General features: G+C 71.3%; 17 protein-coding genes and 1 other RNA gene. 9 read left to right on the top strand and 9 right to left on the bottom strand.

Features of this window, described 5'->3' with window-relative positions:
• The first annotated feature begins 646 nt into the window (after window positions 1-646).
• The 5 genes from HWD93_RS13275 (at window position 647) to HWD93_RS13255 (ending at window position 7186) form a co-directional block, all read left to right on the top strand.
• On the top strand, window positions 647-3343 hold the full coding sequence (locus HWD93_RS13275) for a LuxR family transcriptional regulator (RefSeq protein ID WP_071302147.1): 2697 nt from the start codon (window positions 647-649) through the stop codon (window positions 3341-3343).
• 417 nt (window positions 3344-3760) lie between these two features.
• Entirely contained in the window at window positions 3761-5575 is a 1815-nt protein-coding gene (glmS, locus tag HWD93_RS13270) for a glutamine--fructose-6-phosphate transaminase (isomerizing) (protein WP_261647066.1), read from the top strand.
• Between the two features lie 29 nt (window positions 5576-5604).
• Entirely contained in the window at window positions 5605-5739 is a 135-nt protein-coding gene (locus tag HWD93_RS13265) for a hypothetical protein (RefSeq protein WP_261647065.1), read from the top strand.
• Entirely contained in the window at window positions 5736-6449 is a 714-nt protein-coding gene (locus HWD93_RS13260; RefSeq protein WP_261647064.1) for a M50 family metallopeptidase, read from the top strand. The genes HWD93_RS13265 and HWD93_RS13260 overlap by 4 nt, the downstream gene beginning before the upstream one ends.
• Window positions 6450-6652: 203 nt before the next feature.
• Complete coding sequence (locus tag HWD93_RS13255) at window positions 6653-7186, top strand: NUDIX hydrolase (RefSeq protein ID WP_261647063.1); 534 nt, start codon at window positions 6653-6655, stop codon at window positions 7184-7186.
• Window positions 7187-7305: 119 nt separating this feature from the next.
• On the opposite strand, the gene HWD93_RS13250 is transcribed toward HWD93_RS13255, so the two are convergent.
• Window positions 7306-8520, bottom strand: a complete 1215-nt coding sequence (locus tag HWD93_RS13250; protein ID WP_261647062.1) for an amidohydrolase family protein — start codon at window positions 8518-8520, stop codon at window positions 7306-7308.
• A gap of 125 nt (window positions 8521-8645) precedes the next feature.
• Here HWD93_RS13250 and HWD93_RS13245 point away from each other — a divergent pair, with 125 nt between their 5' ends.
• Window positions 8646-10037, top strand: coding sequence for a PLP-dependent transferase (locus HWD93_RS13245; protein WP_261647061.1), 1392 nt, complete (start codon window positions 8646-8648; stop codon window positions 10035-10037).
• A 3-nt stretch (window positions 10038-10040) separates the two neighbouring features.
• Window positions 10041-11345: an LLM class flavin-dependent oxidoreductase gene (locus HWD93_RS13240; protein WP_261647060.1), complete on the top strand. Its 1305-nt coding sequence runs from the start codon at window positions 10041-10043 to the stop codon at window positions 11343-11345.
• 25 nt (window positions 11346-11370) lie between these two features.
• Here HWD93_RS13240 and HWD93_RS13235 read toward each other — a convergent pair whose 3' ends face one another.
• The 8 genes from HWD93_RS13235 to HWD93_RS13200 all read right to left on the bottom strand — a co-directional run bounded on the left by HWD93_RS13235 (window position 11371) and on the right by HWD93_RS13200 (window position 19354).
• Window positions 11371-13035, bottom strand: a complete 1665-nt coding sequence (locus tag HWD93_RS13235; RefSeq protein WP_261647059.1) for an APC family permease — start codon at window positions 13033-13035, stop codon at window positions 11371-11373.
• A 125-nt stretch (window positions 13036-13160) separates the two neighbouring features.
• Window positions 13161-13928, bottom strand: coding sequence for a hypothetical protein (locus HWD93_RS13230; protein ID WP_261647058.1), 768 nt, complete (start codon window positions 13926-13928; stop codon window positions 13161-13163).
• A gap of 217 nt (window positions 13929-14145) precedes the next feature.
• Window positions 14146-14523, bottom strand: a transfer-messenger RNA (tmRNA) gene (gene ssrA / locus HWD93_RS13225).
• 96 nt (window positions 14524-14619) lie between these two features.
• Entirely contained in the window at window positions 14620-15096 is a 477-nt protein-coding gene (gene smpB / locus HWD93_RS13220) for an SsrA-binding protein SmpB (protein WP_022907777.1), read from the bottom strand.
• A 205-nt stretch (window positions 15097-15301) separates the two neighbouring features.
• Window positions 15302-16216 (bottom strand): permease-like cell division protein FtsX, encoded by a 915-nt coding sequence (ftsX, locus tag HWD93_RS13215; protein ID WP_070416381.1) that lies wholly within the window; start codon window positions 16214-16216, stop codon window positions 15302-15304.
• Entirely contained in the window at window positions 16213-16968 is a 756-nt protein-coding gene (ftsE, locus tag HWD93_RS13210) for a cell division ATP-binding protein FtsE (RefSeq protein ID WP_070416382.1), read from the bottom strand. Before ftsE ends, ftsX begins: the two co-directional genes overlap by 4 nt.
• 51 nt (window positions 16969-17019) lie before the next feature.
• The gene (gene prfB, locus HWD93_RS13205) at window positions 17020-18129 is read right to left on the bottom strand and encodes a peptide chain release factor 2 (RefSeq protein ID WP_261647057.1); all 1110 of its coding nucleotides are present in this window, start codon (window positions 18127-18129) and stop codon (window positions 17020-17022) included.
• A 61-nt stretch (window positions 18130-18190) separates the two neighbouring features.
• Window positions 18191-19354 (bottom strand): cysteine desulfurase family protein, encoded by a 1164-nt coding sequence (locus HWD93_RS13200; protein WP_261647056.1) that lies wholly within the window; start codon window positions 19352-19354, stop codon window positions 18191-18193.
• A 58-nt stretch (window positions 19355-19412) separates the two neighbouring features.
• On the opposite strand from HWD93_RS13200, the gene HWD93_RS13195 reads away from it, so the two are divergent.
• Together HWD93_RS13195 and HWD93_RS13190 are read left to right on the top strand one after the other, a co-directional pair.
• On the top strand, window positions 19413-21431 hold the full coding sequence (locus HWD93_RS13195; protein ID WP_261647055.1) for a glycogen-debranching protein: 2019 nt from the start codon (window positions 19413-19415) through the stop codon (window positions 21429-21431).
• A gap of 141 nt (window positions 21432-21572) precedes the next feature.
• On the top strand, window positions 21573-23573 hold the full coding sequence (locus tag HWD93_RS13190) for an alpha-1,4-glucan--maltose-1-phosphate maltosyltransferase (RefSeq protein ID WP_261647054.1): 2001 nt from the start codon (window positions 21573-21575) through the stop codon (window positions 23571-23573).
• Window positions 23574-23735: the final 162 nt, after the last annotated feature.

Below are 23735 nucleotides of genomic sequence, written 5' to 3'. Positions count from 1 at the left end.
CGCGTGCAACTGTTGCACGCGCCGCGGTGCGACATCGTCGACGTCGTACGACAGCGGCCTCGTCGCAGTCCCGCGCGCAACCGTTGCGGCCGCGCGGAAGCGACACCGTCGACGTCGTCCGACATCGGCGTTGTCGTTCCGAGTCGGCACGAACACTCGACCGACGCACCCACCCAGCGGGTCGGCCCTGCGGCGGACACCGGCTGTACCCCGTTTTCGTACCACGAATCGCCGCAGCCGATCCCGGAACGCCCCCCGAGGGGGGCACGTGGCCCCCCGGACTGGGGACACCGAGGGTGGACATCGGATTGCGGAGACCGGCCATCCGAGCCAGAACCTGAGTTATCTTGCTTTCAGGCGACAGGTCAGGTGCCGCTTCGGAGTCCCTAGCTCCGAACGGGATGCCAGACCGGTCGTGCTTCGTCCGAAGACCCTAACCCGAGGGGTGATACAGACGATGACTTCATCGTTCCCGAGCGGAACCGAGTGCACCCTCACTCGTCATCCGCATTCCGTTTCCGACAGCTCCGGCACGCGTTCTTCCCTGCGTGCCCCACGTCCGGCTCTGCGCGCGGTCACCCGCCGTGCCTCCGACCGGTCCCTCTCCTCCGTTGCATCCGCTTCCGGGCCCGGAGGCCGGTGAGTCATGGCACTCACCGGTCGCCGTCTCGAGGTCGACCGGATCGCGACCCTCGCTGTACTCCCTCGTGAGTCCGCGATGGTCGTCGTCGGCGACCCTGGTTCCGGACGCAGCAGCGTCCTCGACGCGGTGTCCAACCGCGTCTCCCTCCCCGTCGTACGCGTCGGAGTGAACGGGAGTGAGTCCCACTGGCCCCTGGCCGGCGTGACCTCGCTCTTCACCGCACTCGACGATCCCCGTGCGACGGCCCACATCGCGCACCTCCTCCAGGGGAGCGCACCCGTCGACCGGCAGACGCCGGGGCTGGCGGCGGCGCACGACTTCCTCGACGCCGTGCACGCCCTCACCCTGCCGCCGACGCTCGTGCTGATCGACGACCTCGACCGCATGGACGTGGAGAGCCAGGAGCTCATCGCGTTCCTCGCGTCGCGGCTCGCCGGCACCGCACTGCGCGTCGTCGCCACGGTCCGCACCGTGCCGCCGGCGGGACCGCTCGCGGCCCTGCCGACGCTCCGGATCGAACCGCTGCCCTCGGACGAAGCACTCGTGCTCGCCCGTGACATGGCTCCGGAAGAGGCGAACGAGGGTGTCCTCGCCGTCCTCGCCGAGGAGACCGGTGGCAACCCCGGCGCACTGCGCGAGCAGCTCGCCGTGCTCAGTCGCGAGCAGCTGAACGGCTCCGAGCCGCTCGTGCTGCCGCTCCGACCGACCCCGACCACCGAGGCCATCGCGGCCCTGGTGCTCGGTTCCGCAGCAGGACGCGATCTGGACGTCCTGGCGCGGTTGGCCCTCGTCCCCGTGGCGAAGACCACCGGTTGGGACCGCGACGAGCTCGACGACCTGGCACACGCCGGACTCACGACCGTCAAGGGTCAGACCGTCTCGGTCCGCGATCCCCTGGTCCGTTCCGCGCTGTACTGGCGGATGCCGGCACGGGACCGTCGGGCCGCGCACACGGAACTCGCCGCGGCGAGCGCCGAGTCCGACCCACGTGCGGCCGCGTGGCACCGCAGCTTCGTCGACGACGTCCCGGACGTGGTCGCGCTGCTCCGTGCAGCCCGCTCGTACGTGGTGGACGGCAACGCCCAGGCCGCGGTCGTGCTCACCGAGCGCGCCCTGCACATCGGTTCGGGGCACGAGGACGAGCACGCTGCGCTCCTCGGTGTCGCCGAGGCCCTGCTGGCGAACCGGCTGCTCGGCTTCGCCGCGCGGTACCTCGCCGCGATCCGGCCGTTCCGCTCCACGGCGGACGAGACCCGTCGGCTCCGTCTGTCGTACTCGGTGCAGTACCTCAGCGGCGACGCCGTGCACGCGGACGAGCTCCTCGTGCCGGTCGACCCCGAGAACGCCGCCGAGGCGGACGCACTCGGTGGGCTCCTCGCGATGGTCGCGTGCTTCCGGGCCGAGGCCTGGGAGCTCGACCACGCCAGGGACCTCCTCGCCCGGGCGGAGCCGCTCAAGCGGTCCGCGTCGCAGCACACCCTGGAGATCACGGAGACCGCGCACGAGCTCATCGCCGCGGTCGACGGGACCCTCCCGGCCGACACGGCGCTGCACGACGGGCTCTCCACCACGACGCTGGTGGGCATGTCCGACCCGGCACTGCTGCTCCTCGCCCACGCGTTGAGCATCGCCGAGCGGTACCGCAGCGCCCGCCGCGTGTTCGCCCTCGTCCTCGCCCGGGGACAGGAGGCCATGCCGGTCTGGACCGAGGCCGCCCGCTACCTGTCCGCCGAGAACGAGGTGCGCTCCGGGAACTTCCGGCAGGCGCTCCGCGCGATCGACGTGTGGGAAGCCGGGTCATCGGTGGTCGAGCGGCTCCGTGAGCCGTCCCGTGCCATCGCGCTCGCCTGGCGGCACTTCGCCGAGGGGCGCTCCCCCGAGGCACTCGAGGTCCTCGACCGGTGCCTCGCGCAGCGTTCCACGAACCGTCTGTGGGGTGCGACCGCCAAGCTGCACGCCCTGCGCGGTCGGGTCCTGCTGCTCGACGGTCGGCTCGACGAGGCCGCGGCCTCGCTCGAGGCGGCGGACGCCATCGGTCGCTCGCTGCGGAACCCGGCGGTGCTCCGGCACCTCGGCGACCTGGTGGAGGCGTACTCGCGCCTCGACCGGATCGACGACGCCCGGGCGATCGCCGCACGGCTCGCGGCGGACCACCACGCCCGCCCGTCGCGCTGGGGCGCCCTCGTCCTGGCGCGGAGCCTCGCGCTCGTCGCGGACGACACCACCCGTGACACCGCGCGTCGCCGTGCACTGGAGCTGTTCCAGCCGCACGACTCGCAGTTCGAACGTGCACGGACCTTCGCGGCGCTCGCTGCCGTGGGGACCCCGACGGAGCGTCCGCGCCTCGGTGCGGCCGCCGCGGCGGCGTACGAGGCGGCGGGGCTCCGGCGTCCGCTGGCCACCCCGGCCGCGACGGTCGCGATGCCGGTCTTCGGCTCGCCGACGTCGCTCCGGTCCGGTCCGGTGTTGTCCGCGCAGATGCCCGGGACGCCGCGCAGCGCGCCGGACGCCTCGGCGGTGCTCACCTCGCTCACCGCGGAGGAGCGCGCCGTCGTGCAGAAGGTGACGGAGGGGTACCGCAACCGCGAGATCGCCTCGTCGCTCTTCATGTCGCAGCGGACGGTGGAGCTGCGGCTGACGCAGATCTACCGCAAGGTGGGAGCGCGCTCGCGTTCGCACCTGGTCGCGCTGCTCACGTAGTCGAGACGCGACCCACCACCGGACGGGAGGCGCGGTGCCAGCTGGCACCGCGCCTCCCGTTCGTCGTCGGTGCGGGCAGTGGATGCGGGTTGCGGGACTCCGCACGCCCTGTCCTCCGAACGGGGGACCGCTCGCGGTGAACCGCAAGAGCGGGCGACGACCGTTGCCGTGTCACCGACCGGCGGGTGATGCTTCTCGTGCACCGACCGCCGTGCTCCTCCGGGAGCCCGCCCGTGGTACCCCGTCCGGTACCCGAACCGTCGGCCCACGAACGCCGTCGTCCGTCCTCGCCTGATCCGAGGACGGGCGGCGGCCCGGGCCGGCGGACCGGACGCACGGCAGACCCGACGGCGGTCGGTGCCGCAAGGCTCCTCCCTCCCCCACCCGAGCTGCTCCTCCCACCCGAAGGGAAACCAGATGTGCGGCATCATCGCGGCCCGCGTCACCGACGACGCGTCCCCCTACCTGCTCGACGGACTCGAACGACTCGAGTACCGCGGGTACGACTCGGCGGGCATCGCCGTCCGGACCGCCCACGGCGGCACCGAGACCATCCGGTCCGTGTCGCGCGTCGGTGACCTGCGCACGCTCGTCGCCGCACGCTCCGGCGACGCGCTGACGGGGGTCGGCATCGGGCACACCCGGTGGGCGACGCACGGTGTGGTCCGCGAGGCGAACGCGCACCCGCACGCCGACTGCTCCGGACGGATCAGCATCGTGCACAACGGCATCGTCGAGAACGCCGACCGGCTCCGTGCGACGCTCGAGCGCCAGGGCCACGTGTTCTCGTCGGACGTCGACTCCGAGGTCATCGCGCACCTCGTCGAGCGGGCGCTCGCGGTGGACCCGGACCTCATGCTCGCGGTGCAGATCGCGGCGGCGCAGCTCGAGGGCTCGTGGGCGATCGTGGTGCTCGACGCCCGGGACGGCCGCATGGTCGTCGCCGCCGAGCGCTCCCCCCTCGTCGTCGCACGGTCCGCCCGCGGCGACTTCGTGGCGAGCGACATCGGTGCGATCGCCGAGTGGTGCGAGACCTTCGTGGCACTCCGCGACGGCGACGTCGTCGAACTCGGCGAGGCCTGGACGTGGTCGTCCTCCGGCGTCACGGTCCCCGTGCCCTTCCCGACGCCGTCCCCGTTCGCCGCGACCGCGCTCGACCTCGGCGACCACCCGGACCACATGGCGAAGGAGATCGAGGAGCAGCCCGAGGTCGTCGCCTCGATCCTCGACCGGGTCGCCCGCCGGGCCGCCGACGGCAGCATGTGGGTCGGCCTGGGGCTCCCCGGGTTCCACCGACTGGCGATCGTCGCGTGCGGCACCTCGCTCAACGCCGGGCAGGTGATCGCCACCGCGCTGCGCGGCATCGGCGGCGTGCCGACGGACATCGTCGTCGCGAGCGAGGCCGACCAGGCGGTGCTCGGCCCGGACACGCTCGTGGTCGCCATCAGCCAGTCCGGCGAGACCGCCGACGTCCTCCGCGCGCTCGACCGCTTCGAGGACCGGCACCCGGTGCTCGCCCTCACGAACAACGTGCACTCGTCCCTGGCCCGCCGGGCGGACGCCGTGCTCGACTGCCACGCCGGCCCGGAGATCGGTGTCGCCGCGACGAAGACGTTCACCGCGCAGGTCGTCGTCGGCGTCGCCGCGGTGATCTCCGCGCTCGTCGCCTCGGGTCGGATCGACGGCGAACGCGCGGCCGCGCTCGTCGGCGAGCTCTCCGACCTCCCCGCCCGCATCGACCACGCCGCCGCGATCGCCGCCGACCGCATCCCGCTGCTCGTCTCGAGCGTCAAGGACGCGACCGGCTTCCTCTTCCTCGGCCGCGGCGCCGGGCTGCCCTACGCGGCCGAGGGCGCGCTCAAGCTCAAGGAGCTCAGCTACCGCTGGGCCGAGGCCTACCCGGCCGGCGAGCTGAAGCACGGCCCGCTCGCCCTCGTCGACGAGGGGACCCCGGTCGTCGTCATCGACCACGGCGACCACCGACTGCAGGCGAACATCGCCGAGGTCCGTGCCCGCGGCGGGTTCGTCATCACGATCGGCGGCGAGGGGTCGGACATCCCCGCACTCGGCCGTCGCATCGTCGGCGACCTCGCCTGGGGTCGCGCGACCGCACCGTGGGGTCCGCTCGAGGCCGTCGTCCCGCTGCAGATGCTCGCCCGCGAACTCGCGCTCCAGCTGGGGTGCGACGTGGACAAGCCGAGGAACCTCGCCAAGTCGGTGACGGTCGAATAGCCAGGCACACGCGCTTCAACCGCCTGACGGTGTTCCTCGCCGTCCTCACGGCGCTCGCCATCGTCGCGACGGTCATCGTGATCGCCGCGACGCTGGTGCCGTCGTTGCTCCCCCAGGGTCTTGCCGGGTTCGTCACGGACGGTGCTGCGATCCTGGTCCCTTGACCACCGCAGCCCCACCCCTCGTCGTCGTCGCGCTCCTCGTGGGCGCGGTCCTGCCGTTCGTGCCGTTCGTCGGCCGGGTGGCGCGCATCGCCGCGACGATCGCGCACGAGGTCGGGCACGCCGTCGTCGTCGTGCCGTTCGGCGGACGCATCCAGCGCATCGAGCTGCACCCGGACGGCTCGGGCGAGGCCTGGGTCCAGCTCGGGCGCGTCCCCGGTGCGATCCGGTGGCTCGTGCGGATCGTCAACCTGTACGCCGGCTACAGCGCGCCGCTCTGGGCCGGCGTGCTGCTCGTGACCGGGGTGCTGCACGGGTCGAGGTGGGTGCCCGTCGTGGTCCTCGGCGTCGTGGGGCTCGTCGCGCTCGCGTTCGTGCGGAACTGGTTCGGGATCCTCGTGGTCCTCGGCTTCGACGCGCTCGCGCTCTGGGTCGCCCTGCGCCCGTCCGAGACGACCGTGCTCGTCGTCGCCGCGGTCGGGGCGTTCTTCGTCGTGGACGGGCTGCGATCGGTGGTGCAGGTCGCCCGGTGGCTCGCGACCGGGGCGCGTGTGCAGACCGACTTCCACATCGCCGCGGCCGAGATGCGGGTGCCGGCGACGGTCTGGTTCGTGCTGTTCGTGGCCGGGAACGCCGCCGCGGTGTGGCTCGCGCGCGGTCCGCTGCTCGAGGTGTGGGCGACCGTCTCCGACGGGGTCCGCGCGCTGTTCTGACGCGGGCGGCGGCGGTCCGCGGGCGGCGGGCGGCGGGTTGTTGGCCGACTCCGAACGACATCGTCGCTGTCGTACGACATCGACGTCGTCGCACCCCCGCGCGCGCAACAGTTGCGCACGCGCGGCAACGACGAGCCCGCTGTCGTACGACATCGACGTTGTCGCACCCCCGCGCGCGCAACGACCGATGCAACGATGGCAGGATGCACCTCGACGACGTCACCGCTGCCCTCGCCGGCACGTCTGCACCCGATCGCGACCGCTTCCTCTCGTTCGTGCGGACCCACGGCGACGCGGCACTCCGACGCGACGGCGGCCCGGAGCACCTCACCGCGTCGTGCTTCGTGTTCTCGCCCGACCTCGGGAGCGTGCTGCTGTGCCTGCACCGCAAGGGCCGGTTCTGGGTGCAGTTCGGTGGACACCTCGAACCGGGTGACCGCGACCTCGCCGATGCCGCCCGTCGCGAGGCCCGCGAGGAGTCGGGCATCGCCGACCTCGACCTGCTCGACGCCTCCGTGGCCGACCTCGACCGGCACGACCTGCACGGGGGCTTCGCCTGCGCCGCGCACTGGGACGTCGGCTTCGTCGCCGTGGTCGATCCCGCTCGGGCGACCACCGTCAGCGACGAGAGCGACGACGTCCGGTGGTTCGCCCTCGACGCACTGCCCGAGGGCCTCGCGCCCGGGCTGCCCGCACGCCTGGCCGCGGTGGTCGCCACGGTCGCGCACCGCGACTGACACCGGACAGGAGGCGCGGGTCGGCGCCGACCCGCGCCTCCAGTCCGGTGCGCGCGCACCTTCCGACGTGACACGCGTCGATCGACGAGTGCGGTGTCGCGATCGCCGCGCGAACCGCGCTACTCCCAGGGGTGCTGCGCCAGCTCCGCCGGGTCGACGACCCGCCCACCGGCCACCACGAGCGACCGCGGCACGCGGCGCACCAGCGCGTCCATCGGGTTCTCCGCGTCGACCAGGACGACGTCCGCACGCGCACCGGCGACGATGTCGTGCTCCTCGTCGGTGACGAACCGTGCGCCGTCGCGCGACGCGATCTCGACCACCCGCACCAGGTCCTCGTCCCGCACCACCCCGCCGGCCCGCGCGTACTGCCACGCGATGCCGAGCAGGTCGCCGTCGCCGTAGGGGCTCCACAGGTCGCGGATACCGTCGGTGCCGAAGCCGAACCGCACCCCCGCGTCGTCGAACTCGTGCAGCGGCAGCTGCTTCATGCGCACCGGCGCGACCGTCGTCATCGTGACCCCGAGGCCCGCCATCCGGGCGAGCAGGTCGCGGCGCCGGACCGGGTCGACGTCGACGATCGCGAAGCCGTGCGCGACGTTGACCCTGCCGGGCGCGATGCCGAGCCGCTCGACGCGGTCGAGGACCAGGTCGAACGAGAACGCCCCGAGCTCGGCGGGCTCGTGCAGGTGGACGTCGATCCCGCACCCGGTGTCGGCGGCGATGTCGAACAGGCCGTCGAGCTGGCCGACGGGGTCGCGGTCGATGAGCGACGGGTCGAGGCCGCCGATGTGTTCCGCTCCGCCCTCCGCCGCACGGCGCAGCAGGTCGAGCACGCCGGGGCGCCGGAGCACGCCGTCCTGCGGGAACGCCACGATCGACAGCTCGACCGCGTCGTCGAGCGCGGCACCGGCGGCGCGGACGGCCTCGATGCCCCGGAGTCCCACTCCGAGATCGACGTCCACGTGGGTGCGCACCCGGGTGGTGCCGGTGCGGAGCGACTCCCGCAGGACCCTGGTCGCGACGGCCTCGCCCGGGATCCCGAGGGCGTCACGTCGGGCGCGCTCGTGGGCGATCCGGCCCTGGGTCCCGCCCTCGCCGCCGTACGACTCCCACGGGTGGCCCCACCAGCTCTTGTCGACGTGCGCGTGCGTGTTCACCAGCCCGGGGAGCGCGAGCTGCCCACGACCCTGCACCTCGGTCGCGCTGCCGGCCGGGACGGTGCCCGGGGGTGTGACCGCGGTGGTGCGGGAGCCGGTGACGACCACGTCGGCCCGTTCCCCTCCCCACGGTCGCACGTCGCGGATGATCAGGGTCGCGTCCTCGTCCACCATGCCCCCACCCTGCCAGTCCGGCCGCACCGGGTGTGCGCGGGACCCGCCGTAACGGAACGCCGCAAACGGGAACCGCGGAGGGAAGCCTGCGAGAGTACCGGCACGACGACGGCAGGAGGTGTCCCGTGACGGACGAGGCGCACGGTTTCGCGACCGAGCAGGTGCACGGCGGGTTCCAGCCCGACCAGGGCCACGGTGCGAGGGTCCCCGCGATCCACATGTCCTCGGGCTTCCTGTTCGACGACTTCGACCAGGCCCGCGACCGCTTCGCCGGGACCGACGACGGCTACACCTACACGCGGCTCGGCAACCCCACGAACGCCGACGTCGAGCGCCGGGTCGCGCTGCTCGAGCGCGGCGTCGAGGCGATCCTGGTGGGCAGTGGGCAGGCCGCCGCCACCGTCGCGTTCCTCGGCATCCTGCAGGCCGGCGACCACGTCGTCGCGGCGCGCAGCATCTACGAGGGCACCAAGGGCCTGCTCGTGCAGAACCTCGGACGCCTCGGGATCGAGGTCGACTTCGTCGCGGACCAGCGCGACCTCGACGAATGGGCGCGACTCGTCCGCCCGAACACGAAGGCCTTCTTCGCCGAGACGATCCCGAACCCGAAGAACGACGTCCTCGACATCACCGGCGTCGCCGACACCGCGCACCGTGCGGGTGTGCCGCTCATCGTCGACAACACCCTCGCGACGCCGTACCTCGTGCGTCCGGTCGACCACGGCGCCGACATCGTCGTCCACTCGGCGTCGAAGTTCCTCTCCGGCCACGGTGCCGGGCTCGGCGGCGTGGTCGTCGACGGCGGCACCTTCGACTGGTCGGCCTCCCCGGACCGCTGGGTGCACCTGACCAGCCCGGAACGGTCGCTCGGCGGCGAGAGCTACGTCGAGCGCTACGGCAGCCGCGCGTTCGTCGTCTTCGCACGCGACGTCGTCGCCTCGCGCATCGGCCCGACGCCCTCCCCCTTCAACTCCTTCCTGCTCCGCCAGGGCATCGAGACGCTGTCGCTGCGCGTGGAACGCCACAGCGCGAACGCGCTGGCCGTCGCGTCCTTCCTGGAGCAGCAGCCGGAGGTGACGAGCGTCGACTACGCGGGTCTCGCCTCCAGTCCGTTCCACGACCTCGCCCAGCGCTACCTGCCGCGCGGTGCCGGGTCCGTCTTCGCGTTCACGCTGGACGGCGGCGAAGCCGCCGCGCGGACCTTCATCGACAGCGTCCAGCTGTTCAGCCGGATGACCCACCTCGGTGACGTCCGCTCGCTGATCCTGCACCCCGCCACCACGACGCACGCCGGGAAGACGCCCCAGGAACGCGTCGATCAAGGCATCGACGACGGCCTCATCCGCCTGTCGGTCGGCATCGAGGACGTCGCGGACCTGGTCCGCGACCTGTCGCGCGGGTTCGCCGCGCTGCGCGGCGCCGGGGCGGGCCAGGAGGCGCGGGTCGGCTCCGACTCGGAGCTCGCCTCCCTCGAACACGCCGTTCCCGGCAACCACGTCATCGCGGAGGAACTCTAGGCAATGGCCGGACTGCAGCACTTCGGGTACTTCTTCTCGCGCGGGTTCGGCCCGCAGGCGTGGGGCCGGTCCGACTGGGACTGGGGGCACGACTGGACGAAGCCCGACCTGTACCAGCAGTCCGTCCGCGCCCTCGAGCAGGCCGGCATGGACCTCGTCATCGCCGAGGACGCGATCTCGCTCGGCAACCCGTCGACGCTCGACCTGCGGATCCGGCAGGCGTACGGCGGCCCGAAGCACGACCCGCTCCTGCTCGCTCCGTACCTGTTCGCCGCGACCTCGCACATCGGCATCGCCCCGACCGTGAACGCGGGGTTCACCCCGCCGTACCTCGCCGCACGGCAGTTCGCGACGCTCGCGCACCTCTCCGGCGACCGCTTCGGCGTCAACGTCGTGACGGACACCGGGAGCGCTCGGCACGCCGGGCTCGCCCCGCTCCCCCACGACGCCGCGTACGACCGCGCCGAGGAGTGGTTGCAGCTCGTGCGGCGGCTCTGGCACTCGTGGGGCTCCGGCTACGTCGGGGACCGCTCCGACTGGCACTTCGCCGACGGCGACGCCCTCGACGCGTTCCACCACGAGGGTGCCTACTTCACCGCGGACGGCCCGCTCAACGCCCTCCCGCTCGACTCCGACCCGATCGTGGTCTCCCCCGGCGGCTCCGGCCGGGGGCTCGGGTTCGCCGGCACGCACTCGGACGTGCAACTCGCGCTCGCACCGCTGTCCGCGGCGGCCGTGCGGGACTACCGCGCGCGGGTGCTCTCCGCCGCGGCCGACGCCGGACGCACTGCCGACGCCCTGCGGATCCTGTTCGTGCTCAAGCCCGAGATCGTGTCGTCGGCGGCCGAGGCGGACCGCGTCGTCGACGCCTCCCGGCACCCGTCCGACGACGACCTCCGCACCGCGGCGATCGCGTGGTCGAGCGACTCCGAGACGGACCTGCTCGCGCTCGACCTCGATGCGCCGATCCCGGCGGGGACGTTCGGCGACCACGTCTCGGCCGGAACGATCCGCGGCCTCGTCGGCGACACCCCCGACGCACCGCTGCGCACGCTCCTCGAACGCAAGGCCCGGAAGGGTCGGGTGTCCTCGCGCGAGGGCTTCGTCGGGACCGCCGACGAGTTCGCGGACTTCATCGAGGAGCTCGGCGCGGACGCCGACAACGACGGCATCATCTTCTCGGGCGACCTGCACCCGGCGCAGGTCTACCGGATGCTCGGCGACCTCGTGCCGGTGCTCCGGCGCCGTGGGCTCCTGCGACGGGAGTACGGCGCCGGAGGCATCCGGCAGAACCTGTTCGACTTCTGAGACCGCGCGCCCCGTGGCGCGGGTCCTAGTGGTGGACGGGCTCCACGACGCCGCTCTCCTCGACGTCGCGGACGTCCTCGGCGGTGCGGAGGATCTCGTCGCGGTCGGACGCCGAGTTGATCGCCCAGTAGTAGATCACCAGGGAGAACACCGCCACCACGGCGATGTCGATCCACAGCGGGAACACCGGGTGCGTCAGCGGGCCGAAGTCGCTGAGGAACACGATGAGCCCCATGCCGATCAGGTACGGCAGCAGCCACTGGGCCGCCTTCCAGTCCCAGCGCGGGCGGACGCTCGAGGCGCCGCGGAACACGTTGTTCAGGATGATCACCACGGCACCGATGAGGATCGCGACCCCGAGCTTCCAGTCGGTGTCCCACCCGGTCCAGAGGATGATGAGGTTCGCGACGACGAACGCGATCGGTGAGAGCAGCGTCGCGGCCGGCATCCGGTAGGGGCGCTCGACCTCGGGGATCCGCTTCCGGAACGCGCCGAGGGCCAACGGTGCACCCGCGTACATCAGGACGGACGCACTCGTGATGAGGCTGACCAGCCCCTGCCACGACGGGAACGGCGCGAAGCACGCGCACCCGACGACGAACGCCACGATGAGGCCGACCCAGGGCACGCCCTGCTTCGTCGTCCACTCGAAGGCCTTCGGGAAGTACCCGTTGCGGCTGAGCCCGTACGAGATGCGGCTCGTGGCCGTCACGTAGATGAGGCCCGTGCCGGCGGGCGAGATGATCGCATCGATGAAGATGACCACGGCGAGCCAGGTGATGCCGGCCGCCATCGCGATGTCGGCGAACGGTCCGGTGTACTTCGTGAAGTCCGCGGTCGCCCACGAGCCCTGGATCGCGTCGGAGCGCAGGACGCCGAGGAACACGATCTGGAGCAGCAGGTAGATCACGAGCCCGATGAGCACCGAGCCGATGACGGCGCGCGGGATGTCGCGCTTCGGGTTCTTCGCCTCGCCGGCGAGCTGGTCCGCCTGCTCGAAGCCGAGGAACGCGAAGATGATGCCCGACGTCGACACCGCGGCGAGGATGCCCTTCGCACCCTCGGGCATGAAGCCGTCCGCCGCGGTGAAGTTCGAGCCGTGGAACCCGCTGAACGCCAGGACGATGATGACCAGCAGGGGGATGGCGACCTTCCACCAGGTCGCCGCGGAGTTCGTGTTCGCGAGGATCTTCACGCTGAGCATGTTGATCACCGTGACGACGGCCATCAGGACGATCGCGACCGCGATCCCGGCGCCGGTCAGCAGCTGCTGGGTCTCCCCCTCGATGACCACGGTGTGCAGCCACGGGTGGGCGAACTGCCAGTGCTGCGCGTACTTGATCATCGCCTCGACCTCGATCGGGGCGACCGTCACGGACTGCAGCCACGAGAACCACCCGAAGGAGGCTCCGGCGATGCCGCCGAAGGCGATGTGGGGGAACCGCGCTGTTCCACCCGCGATCGGGAACATGCCGCCGAGCTCGGCGTGCACGAGTGCGAGGACGAGGATCGCCACGCCACCGATGAGCCACGAGATGATCGCGGCGGGCCCGGCGGTCTTCAGGGCCTCCTGCGAACCGAAGAGCCAGCCGGAGCCGATGATCGACCCCGTCGAGGCCCAGATGAGCCCGATGAAGCCGACGTTGCGCTTGAGGCCGGAGTCCGGCAGCGCCTGTGTCGTTGTAGCCACTGTTGCTCCTGTCGATGAGCGCCGCCCTCGGACGGCGGCTGCGCTCATCGACTCTGGCACCGTGACAGCACTTTGGTCGGATTGTTTAACACAATGGAAACAAACGTGCTGTACAAGCCCTCAGGCTACTTCCTGTCGTGCTTCTTCTTGCTCTTCTTGTCGGACTTCTTCTTGTCGTCCTGCTTCTTGTCCGACTTCTTGTCGTGCTTCTTCTTCGCGTCCTGCTTCTTGCCGGACTTCTTCTTGTCGGACTTCTGCTTGCCCTTCTTGTCCGGCTCGGGCTCGGGCGACTCGACCCCGTCGACGGGTTCGACCACCACCGCGCTCCCCGTGTCGGCGAGGACGTCGACCTCGTGCTCCTCGAGCGTCGGCGCGAGGGCGTCCTCCACCCGCTCGACGACGATCGACGCACCGTCCTCGGCGAGCCGGACGAGCGCCTGGGCTGCCCGGACGCGGGTCGTCGTCTTCCGGGCGAGCACGTCGGCACGGGCACCCTCGAGGAAGGCACGGAGCGACCGTTCGACGACCGAACGACCCCGCGGCGCCGAACGGTCGAGGCGGTCGAGCTCGCCGGCAACACCGGAGACGTCGTCCTCGACGTGCTCGTGCCGCACGGACTCGATGAGCGCGGCGATCGCGGCGGCCCCACGCTCGACCGCTGCGGACCGCTGGTCGAGCACGACGAGCATCTCGATCACCGAGCCGTACGTCACCGTCTCGAGGCGGACCGGCTCGGCTCCACGCCCGCGGATGACCAGCCGGGCGTCCGGCGTCGGCAGCCACGCGGCCAGCGCAGCGACGGTCGCGACCGAGGCCACCGCCCGCTCGTAGTCGGCGAGCACCACTCGCTCCTGCTCTCGCAGACGGACTCGGATCGCGATCTCCTGCACCACGTGGACCTCCCGTTCGTGGGCACGGGCGTGTTCCCGCGCCTGCTGCGGATCGTAGTCCTCGGAAGTGGCGGGACAGCGAACGCCCCGGCATCGTCCGGGGACGGTGTCGGGGCGTTCGGTGTGGCAGTGCGTGACAGCGAACGCCCCGGCATCGTCCGGGGACGGTGTCGGGGCGTTCGGTGTGGCAGTGCGTGACAGCGGTGCGGCGTCCGGCGAATGGTGGAGATGGGGGGAATCGAACCCCCGTCCATCGCTGCAATTCGACGTCTTCTACGGGCGTATCCGGATGGTTCGTTCTGCTCGGCCCCGTCCTTTGCTACCGGCTTCTAGGACGACGGGCCCAGTCTCAGTGCAAGTCCCGCACGGCCCTGAGGCGCAACCGTGCAGCAAGTCCTCTGGATGACGCCGGAACTCAGGTTAGAAGACGATCACCTGGCCGACGGACTTCATGTGCTGGGCTGCTTACGCAGCGAGAGCGAAGTCAGTGCGCTTGGAATTGGCACTTGTTGTTTTCCACGGATCGTTGACGAGATGACCGTGGGTCCTCGGCCCGCTTCCCGTCGGCACACAGGCAATGTCGAAACCGATCATCCCCATGCGGGCCGGACGTGCGAACCGCTGTCACGCTCTTGAGTTGCCAATGCTCCGACCGGAGCAGTCCCTCAGTCTAGCCGACCGAGGTGCGACGGCGCTACTCGCCGACGCGGTTCCGGGTGCGCATGGCCCGCTCGGCCTCGCGCTTGTCCGTCTTCTCGCGCAGGGCCTGGCGCTTGTCGAACTCCCGCTTGCCCTTCGCGACCGCGATCTCCACCTTGGCCCGGCCGTCGTGGAAGTAGATCTGCAGCGGCACGAGCGTGTAGCCGCCCTGCGCCGTCTTGTGCGAGATCTTCACGATCTGCTGCTTGTGGAGGAGCAGCTTCCGCTTGCGCCGGGGAGCGTGGTTGTTCCACGTGCCCTCGGTGTACTCGGGGATGTGCACGGCGTCGAGCCAGGCTTCGCCGCCGTCGATGAAGGCGTACCCGTCGACGAGCGAGGCGCGCCCTTCGCGGAGGGACTTCACCTCGGTGCCGGACAACACCATGCCGGCCTCGTACGTGTCCTCGATCAGGTAGTCGTGACGCGCGCGACGGTTCGTCGCCACGATCTTCTCGCCGCGTTCCTTCGCCATGCGTGTCTCCTTCCGTGCGGTCGCTGCGGATGCGCAGCCTTACAGACTACCCAACACGCGGCACCCACCGCACCTTCCCGGCGCGCCGCCCGCGCCCGGCCGGCGTCGGCTGCCGCCGAGACTCGGCCACGCGGACACTCTCGCGGCACCGGAGGCACGAAAGTGTCCGCCGGCTCGAGACTCGGCCAGCACGACCGGCCGCGCGTCAGACCTTCAGGTAGCGGCGGATCGCGACGAAGGCGGAGAGTCCCGCCAGCACGATGCCGATCACGATCACCGACGGCACCACGACGGCCGCGTCCCCCATGCCGATGAACGCCGTGCCCGAGAACCGCTGCGCGAGGTAGTTCCGCACGAAGAACCAGACCACCGCAGTGATCGCGCCACCGGCCAGGACGGCCCCGATGGCAGCGGCGATCACCCCCTCGAGCACGAAGGGTGTCTGGATGAACCGGTTCGACGCCCCCACCAGGCGCATGATGCCGAGCTCTCGCCGTCGACTGAACGCGGACAACCGGATGGTCGTCGCGATGAGCAGCACGGCGGCGACGAGCATGAGCGCCGCGATGCCGATCGCCGTGTACGACGAGGCGTTGAGCAGGTTGAAGATCGGTTGCAGGTACCCGCGCTGGTCGACCACGCTCTGCACGCCGGCGACCTTCGACAGGCTCTCGACGAGGACGTCCGCCTGCGACGGGTTCTTCAGGTTCACCCAGAACGTCTCGTTGAGGTACTCGGGCTTGACGAACTCCGTCGCGGGCGAGTCCTTGAACTGCTGCTTGAACCGGTCGTACGCCTGGTCCTGGTCCTCGTAGTACGTCTTCTCGATGTACGGCTTGAGGGTCGACGAGTCGAGCTGCTCCTGGACCTGCTTGCGCTGGTCGTCGGTGGCCTTGGCCCCCGTGCAGTTGCCCGTGGTGTCGGTGTCGGTGCAGAGGTAGACCGCGACCTGCGCCCGGTCGTACCAGTACCCCTTCATCTGGTTGATCTGCATCTGGAGCAGGATCGCGGTGCCGACGAAGGTGAGCGAGATGAAGGTCACGAGGACGACGGACACGACCATGGACGCGTTGCGCCGCAGGCCCGAGCCGACCTCGGACATGACGAGCCCGAGCCTCATCGGATGATCCCCGGGATGGTCTGGATGCCGGTGGTGTTCGAGACGCCCGCGCGCTGGATCGGCACGGCCTGGGTCTGGTAGCCGCCGGACTGCTCGTCGCGCAGGATCGTCCCGTTCGAGAGCTCGATGACGCGGCGCTGCATCTGGTTGACGATGCTGGCGTCGTGGGTCGCCATGAGCACGGTGGTGCCTCCCTGGTTGATGCGTTCGAGGAGCGCCATGATGCCGGCCGAGGTCGTCGGGTCGAGGTTGCCGGTGGGCTCGTCGGCGAGGAGGATCGCCGGCTTGTTGACGACGGCGCGGGCGATCGCCACGCGCTGCTGCTCACCACCGGAGAGTTCGTGCGGCATGCGCGTCGCCTTGCCGGCGAGACCCACGAGCTTCAGCACGTCGGTGACGGCCTCGCTGATGAAGCCCTTGCTCTTGCCGATCACCTGCAGCGAGAACGCGACGTTGTCGAACACGTTCTTGTTCGGCAGGAGCCGGAAGTCCTGGAAGACCACGCCGAGGTTGCGGCGGAAGTACGGGACCTTGCGCGACGACAGGGCGCCGAGCCGCTGCCCGAGCACGTGGATCTGCCCGCGCGACGGCTTCTCCTCCTTCAGCACGAGGCGGAGGAAGCTGGACTTGCCGGACCCGGACGCGCCCACGAGGAAGACGAACTCCCCCTTGAGGATCTCGAGGGAGATGGCGTCGAGGGCGGGGCTCGGGTTGCCCGAGTACACCTTGGTGACCTGGTCGAATTTGATCATGACCGGATCAGGGTAGGTCGCGTCGCCCGGAAATCAACCGAGGCGCGCGGCTCAGGAATCGTCGGATTGCTTGCGCCAGCGGATGCCCGCGTTGATGAACCCGTCGAGGTCACCGTCGAACACGGCTGAGGGGTTGTTCACCTCGTGCTCGCTCCGCAGGTCCTTGACCATCTGGTACGGCGCCAGCACGTACGAGCGGATCTGGTCGCCCCAGCTCGCCGTGATGTTGCCGGCCAGTTCCTTCTTCTTCGCGTTCTCCTCTTCCTTCTTGAGGAGCAGGAGGCGCGACTGCAGCACGCGCATGGCGGCGGCACGGTTCTGGATCTGCGACTTCTCGTTCTGCATCGAGACGACGGTGCCGGTCGGGATGTGGGTCAGGCGGACCGCGGAGTCCGTCGTGTTGACCGACTGTCCACCGGGGCCCGACGAGCGGAACACGTCGACGCGGATGTCGTTCTCGGGGATGTCGATCGACTCGGTCTCCGGCATGAGCGGGATGACCTCGACCGCGGCGAACGACGTCTGCCGCTTGCCCGCGGCGCCGAACGGCGACATCCGGACGAGGCGGTGCGTGCCGGCCTCGACCGACAGGGTGCCGAAGGCGTGGGGGGCGTCGACCTCGAACGTGGCGGACTTGATGCCCGCTTCTTCCGCGTAGGACGTGTCCATCACCGTGGTCTTGTAGCCGTGCTGCTCCGAGTAGCGGAGGTACATGCGCAGCAGCATCTCGGCGAAGTCCGCGGCGTCGACACCACCGGCACCGGCACGGATCGTGATGACCGCGGGTCGGTCGTCGTACTCGCCGTCGAGGAGCGTCTGCACCTCGAGGTCGCCCATCGTCTTCTGGATCGCCTTGAGCTCGGCGGCAGCTTCGTCGGCGGAGTCCTGGTCGTCGGCCTCGTTCGCCATCTCGACCAACACCTCGAGGTCGTCGATGCGGCACTCGGTGTCGGTGATCTTCTTCAGCTCCGACTGCCGGTGCGAGAGCGCGCTCGTCACCTGCTGCGCGTGCTCGACGTCGTCCCAGAGGTCCTGGGCCCCGGCCTGTTCGCTGAGGTCGGCGATCTCACGCTGCAGGCGGTCGACGTCGACCACCGAGCGGATGTTGCCGAAGGTCTCGCGGAGGGCGGAGAGCTGCTCGGTGAAGTCCAGTTCGACCATGATCACCGATCCTACCGGTGCTTCCCAGCCCCGGAGGCGCGGCTCGGCCCCGGTGGACCGGTCAGCGTCCCAGGAGCGGTTCCCTCGACGCCATCCCCGCGGCTCCGGCGCGCGCCACCGCGTCCGGCAGCGCGGCGAGGAACGCGTCGACGTCGGCGTCGGTCGTGCTGTGCCCGAGCGTGATCCGGAGCGCACCGCGGGCGTCCTGCTCCGACAGCCCCATGGCGAGCAGGACGTGCGAGGCCTCGGGCACGCCGGCCTGGCACGCCGAACCGGTCGACACCGCGACCCCGGCCGCGTCGAGCAGGAAGAGCAGCGAGTCCCCCTCGCAGCCCGGGAACGTGAAGTGCGCGTTGCCGGGAAGCCGGTCGACCGGGTCCCCCATCAGCACCGCGGTGGGCACCGCTGCCCGGACCCCGGCGACGAGCCGGTCCCGCAGTGCCCGGACGTCCGCGTGCGGCATGGAGGCCGCGACCCCGAAGGCCGCCGCTGCCGGGGCGTCCTGCGTCCCGCTCCGCACCTGGCGCTGCTGCCCGCCCCCGTGGATGAGCGGCTCGACGCTCGCACGACGGCCGAGCACGAGCGCACCGATGCCGACCGGGCCGCCGATCTTGTGCGCCGACACGCTCAACGCGTCGAGCCCGGAGGCGGCGAACGACACCGGTACCTGGCCGTACGCGGCGACCGCGTCGCTGTGGACGGGCACGCCCGCGGCGTGCGCGAGCTCGACGATCCGCGACACCGGCGCGATCGTGCCGACCTCGTTGTTCGCCCACAGGAACGTGACCAGGGCGACGTCCGAGGCGTCGGCGAGCCGCGCCTCCAGGGCAACCAGGTCGACGCGACCCTGCGCGTCCAACGGGACCACGTCGACGACCGCGCCCTCGTGGCGCTCGAGCCACTCGACGGTGTCGACCGTCGCGTGGTGCTCCCCACCGGGGACGACGATGCGCGGGCGCGGACGGTCCTGCTGCCGCGCCCAGAACATGCCCTTCACGGCGAGGTTGATGCTCTCGGTGCCGCCGGAGGTGAAGACGACCTCGACCGGGTCGGCGTCGAGCGAGGCGGCGACTGCGGCGCGGCCGTCCTCGAGCAGCATCTTCGCCTGCTGCCCCGCGCTGTGGATCGACGACGGGTTGCCGACGGTGCCGAGCGCGGCGGTGAACGCGGCGAGCGCCTCCGGCAGGATCGGCGTCGTCGCGGCGTGGTCGAGGTAGACCGGCATCTGCACCCCCTGAACGAGCGTTTCCAGGATACTCGTCGGTCCTCGTACCCTTGGTGCCATGCACGAGACGGCGATCGACGAGACCCCGGGGTTCCTCCTGACCGCCGACGTCCCGCGGTTCTCGGTGCGGTCGGCGACGGCGACGGCCGTGTCGGTCGTGGTCGACGGCCGCGGCACGTTCCCGCTGACGCGGTCCGGCGACGTCTGGACGGGTGCCGTGCCGGGAGTCGAACCCGGGGACACGTACCACCTGCTCGTGGACGGTCCCGCCGGTCCGCGCGACGCGTTCGACGCGGTGCGTCCGCTGCTCGACCCGTACGCCCGCGGCATCGTGCGCGGCTCCGGACCACGCTGGACGGGTGTCGTGGTCGATGACGCGTTCGACTGGGGCGGGGTGGTCAAGCCGACGACGCCGCTCGACCGGGTCGTCGTGTACGAGGCGAACGTCCGGACCCTGACCGCCACGAACCCGGCCGTCCCGGAGGACCTCCGCGGCACGTACGCCGGCGTCGCCCACGAGAGCACCATCGCGCACCTGCACCGGATCGGCGTGACCACGCTCGAGCTGCTGCCCGTGCACGCCTTCGACACCGAACGGTGGCTGCGGGACGCCGGACGCGAGAACGCCTGGGGCTACAACACGCTCGGGTTCTTCGCGCCGCACGCGGCCCACGCCTCCCCCGGTGCGCGGGCCGAGGGCGCCTCCGCGGTGCTGCGCGAGTTCAAGGGCATGGTCCGACTGCTGCACGCCGCCGGTATCCAGGTCGTCCTCGACGTCGTCTACAACCACACCGCGGAAGAGGGCCTCGGCGGCCCGACGACCTCGCTCCGGGGCATCGACGGGGCGAACCGCTACCGGTGGACCGCCGACGGCGCCTCGTACTACGACACCACCGGCTGCGGGAACACCCTCGACACCTCGGTCGAGGCCACGGCCGACCTCATCGTCGACAGCCTGCGCTACTGGGCGCGCGAGGTGCAGGTCGACGGGTTCCGGTTCGACCTGATGGCGGCGCTCGGCCGCGACGCCGACCACGTGTTCGACCCGTCGCACCCGCTGCTCGAGCGGATCCGGAACCACCCTGACCTGCAGGACACCCTGGTCATCGCCGAACCGTGGGACGTCGGACCGGACGGGTGGAAGACGGGCTCGTTCGGCGCGCGCACGAGCGAGTGGAACGACGGCTTCCGGAACACCGTGCGGCAGTTCTGGCTCACCGACATCGCCGAGGAGCGACGCCACGGCGCCCCCGCCACCGGCATCGGCGCGCTCGCCGGGGCCCTGACCGGCTCGCGCCACCTCTTCGACACGGCACGCGGGCCGCTCGCCGGCATCAACTTCGTCACCGCCCACGACGGCTTCACCCTGCTCGACCTGGTGTCGTACGACGGCAAGCACAACGAGGCGAACGGTGAGGAGAACCGCGACGGCTCGAACGACAACCGCTCGTTCAACCACGGCATCGAGGGCGACACCGCCGACCGCGGCGTGCGGGCGGCGCGGGGCCGGTCGATGCGGAACCTCGTCGCGACGCTCATGCTCTCCGCGGGCGTGCCGATGCTCACCGCCGGCGACGAGCGGAGCCGGACGCAGCACGGCAACAACAACGCCTACGTGGTGTCCGAGGACCTCACCCCGGTCGACTGGTCGGACGACGAGGACGCCGAGGCGATGACCGAGGCCGTCTCCGCACTCGCACGGCTCCGCGCCGCGCACCCCGCCCTCCGGCCGACCCGGTTCGGCGTCGAGGGGCAGGAGACCCCCGGTGCGTCCCGGATGTCCTGGTACGGGCCCGACGGCCACCCGATGACGGCCGAGGGGTGGGACCAGCCGATCCACCGCGCGCTGCAGTACTTCGTCGAGTCGACGCCGGAGCACGAGCCGTTCGACCGCGTCCTCGTGGTGGTGCACGGCAGTGGGCGCACGCGGGACATGACGCTGCCCGTGCGCGAGGACGTGCTCGGGTACCGGCTCGCCTGGTCCAGCGAGAAGCACCGCGACCACGAGCGGCTCCGGCCCGCGGGTCAGGTCTTCACGGCGTACGGGCCGGGCATCCACGTGTTCGAGATCGCCTGACGGCGGCCCGTCCAGGAGGCGCGGGTCGGCTCCGGCACGACGGTCGCGCGGTGCTCCTCCACAGCGCCACGGCGCGCCCGGGTCTCCACGGACGGCACGTTCCGGGGAACGCGGAGGCGCTCGCCGGGTAGCGTCGGCTCCGTGGCCACTGCAGACCGACCCCGCCGACCGAAGATCGGGCGCATCCCGATCACCGAGCTCGCCCCCACGACGCCCAACGGTTTCCCCGGCAAGGCGTTCGACGGCGAGGTGATCACGTTCGGTGCGACCGTCTTCCGCGAAGGGCACGGTGTCATCGGCGCCGACCTCGTCCTCGAACGACCGGACGGCGGCACCAGGACCGTCCCGATGGCGCTCGTCGCCCCGGGCACCGACCGCTACGAAGCGACCGTCCAGGTCGACCACACCGGTGTGTGGACGTGGCACGTCGAGTCCTACGCCGACGACTGGTCGTCCTGGCTGCACGGTGCCCGCCTGAAGATCGCCGCGGGCGTCGACACCGAGGCCACCCTGCTCGACGGGGCGGCGCTCCTCGACCGACTCGCCGACGAGACCGACTCCCCTGCCGCCACGCGTGCGGCGGCGCGCATCCGCGACACCGACCTCGACCCGGCCGAGCGACTCGCCGCCGTCGACGACCCGCGCATCACGGGCGAGGTCGAAGAAGCGCCGCTCACCTCGCTCCGGACGCACTCGCCCACGCAGCTGCTCGACGTCGAGCGCACCCGCGCCGGTGTCGGCGCCTGGTACGAGTTCTTCCCCCGCAGCGAAGGCGCGAAGAAGAACCCCGACGGCTCCTGGAAGAGCGGCGACTTCCGCACCGCGGCACGACGGCTCCCGGGCGTCGCGCGCATGGGCTTCGACGTGGTGTACCTCCCGCCGATCCACCCCATCGGCACGACCGCGCGCAAGGGCCCGAACAACACGCTCACCCCCGGCCCGCACGACCCCGGCAGCCCGTGGGCCATCGGCGGCCCCGACGGCGGGCACGACGCCATCCACCCGGACCTCGGCACCGAGGACGACTTCCGCGACTTCGTCGAGACGGCGAAGAACACCGGGATGGAGGTCGCGCTCGACTTCGCTCTGCAGTGCTCGCCCGACCACCCCTGGGTCACCGAGCACCCCGAGTGGTTCACGGTCCGCGCGGACGGCTCCATCGCCACGGCCGAGAACCCGCCGAAGCGCTACCAGGACATCTACCCGATCCAGTTCGACACCGACCCCGAAGGGCTCGTCGCCGAGGTCCTGCGGGTCCTGCGCCACTGGATCGCCCTCGGCATCCGGATCTTCCGCGTGGACAACCCGCACACCAAGCCGCTCTGGTTCTGGGAGCGGGTCATCCGCGAGATCCGCGACGAGCACCCCGACACGGTGTTCCTCGCCGAGGCGTTCACGCGTCCGGCGATGATGCGGGCCCTCGCCGAGGTCGGGTTCCAGCAGTCGTACTCGTACTTCACGTGGCGGAACTCGAAGGACGAGATCGCCGACTACTTCGACGAGCTCTCGCACGAGACGAGCGCGTACCTGCGTCCGAACCTGTTCGTGAACACGCCCGACATCCTCACCGAGTACCTGCAGTTCGGCGGCCGCGCCGGGTACAAGATCCGTGCGGCGCTCGCGGCCACCGGTGCGCCGACGTGGGGCATGTACTCCGGGTACGAGCTGTTCGAGGACGTCGCACGCCCCGGCTCGGAAGAGAACATCGACAACGAGAAGTACGAGTACAAGCCGCGTGACTTCGCCCTGGCCGAGGCCGAGGGTGCGAGCCTGGCGCCGTACGTGACGATGCTCAACCGCTTCCGGCAGGCGCACCCGGCGCTCCGCCAGCTCCGGAACCTGCACGTGCACGACGCCGAGGACCCGGCGATCGTCGTGTACTCCAAGCACCTGCCCGGACGGTTCATCCGCTCCGGGCGCGACGACACCGTGATCGTCGTCGCGAACGTCGACCCCCACTCGGCCCGTGAGACCACGGTCCACCTCGACCTCGCCGCCCTCGGCCTCGACCCGGAGCAGGCGTTCGACGTCCGCGACGTCGTGACCGGCCAGCGCTGGGTCTGGGGATCGTCGAACTACGTCCGCCTGGACGCGTTCCAGGAACCCGTGCACCTGCTCGTCGTGGAGGGACCCCACCGATGACCGACACCCACCCCGAGGACGACGCACCGACGGCAACGCCGAACGACCGGGGGCAGGGGCCGAGCGTTCCGCCGGTGCCGCCGCCCCCGCCGCCCGTGCTGCCCCGCCGCATGCCGGCCGACACCCCGCGCCCGACGCACCCGGCACAGCACGTCGCACCGG

Origin of the sequence: Curtobacterium sp. C2H10, from assembly GCF_025407985.1 — a bacterium.
Taxonomy (GTDB): domain Bacteria; phylum Actinomycetota; class Actinomycetes; order Actinomycetales; family Microbacteriaceae; genus Curtobacterium.
Note: the sequence above shows the minus strand (reverse complement) of the source record. Positions and strands in the feature narration are given on the sequence as shown.

What these genes read in the sequence shown, in the direction of transcription:
- HWD93_RS13255 (WP_261647063.1), top strand. Translation starts at nt 6,653, where the DNA reads ATGCACCTCGACGACGTCACCGCTGCCCTCGCCGGCACGTCTGCACCC.
- HWD93_RS13240 (WP_261647060.1), top strand. Translation starts at nt 10,041, where the DNA reads ATGGCCGGACTGCAGCACTTCGGGTACTTCTTCTCGCGCGGGTTCGGC.
- HWD93_RS13275 (WP_071302147.1), top strand. Translation starts at nt 647, where the DNA reads ATGGCACTCACCGGTCGCCGTCTCGAGGTCGACCGGATCGCGACCCTC.
- prfB (WP_261647057.1), bottom strand. Translation starts at nt 18,129, where the DNA reads ATGGTCGAACTGGACTTCACCGAGCAGCTCTCCGCCCTCCGCGAGACC.
- HWD93_RS13200 (WP_261647056.1), bottom strand. Translation starts at nt 19,354, where the DNA reads ATGCCGGTCTACCTCGACCACGCCGCGACGACGCCGATCCTGCCGGAG.
- HWD93_RS13250 (WP_261647062.1), bottom strand. Translation starts at nt 8,520, where the DNA reads ATGGTGGACGAGGACGCGACCCTGATCATCCGCGACGTGCGACCGTGG.
- ftsX (WP_070416381.1), bottom strand. Translation starts at nt 16,216, where the DNA reads ATGAGGCTCGGGCTCGTCATGTCCGAGGTCGGCTCGGGCCTGCGGCGC.
- HWD93_RS13195 (WP_261647055.1), top strand. Translation starts at nt 19,413, where the DNA reads ATGCACGAGACGGCGATCGACGAGACCCCGGGGTTCCTCCTGACCGCC.
- ftsE (WP_070416382.1), bottom strand. Translation starts at nt 16,968, where the DNA reads ATGATCAAATTCGACCAGGTCACCAAGGTGTACTCGGGCAACCCGAGC.
- glmS (WP_261647066.1), top strand. Translation starts at nt 3,761, where the DNA reads ATGTGCGGCATCATCGCGGCCCGCGTCACCGACGACGCGTCCCCCTAC.
- smpB (WP_022907777.1), bottom strand. Translation starts at nt 15,096, where the DNA reads ATGGCGAAGGAACGCGGCGAGAAGATCGTGGCGACGAACCGTCGCGCG.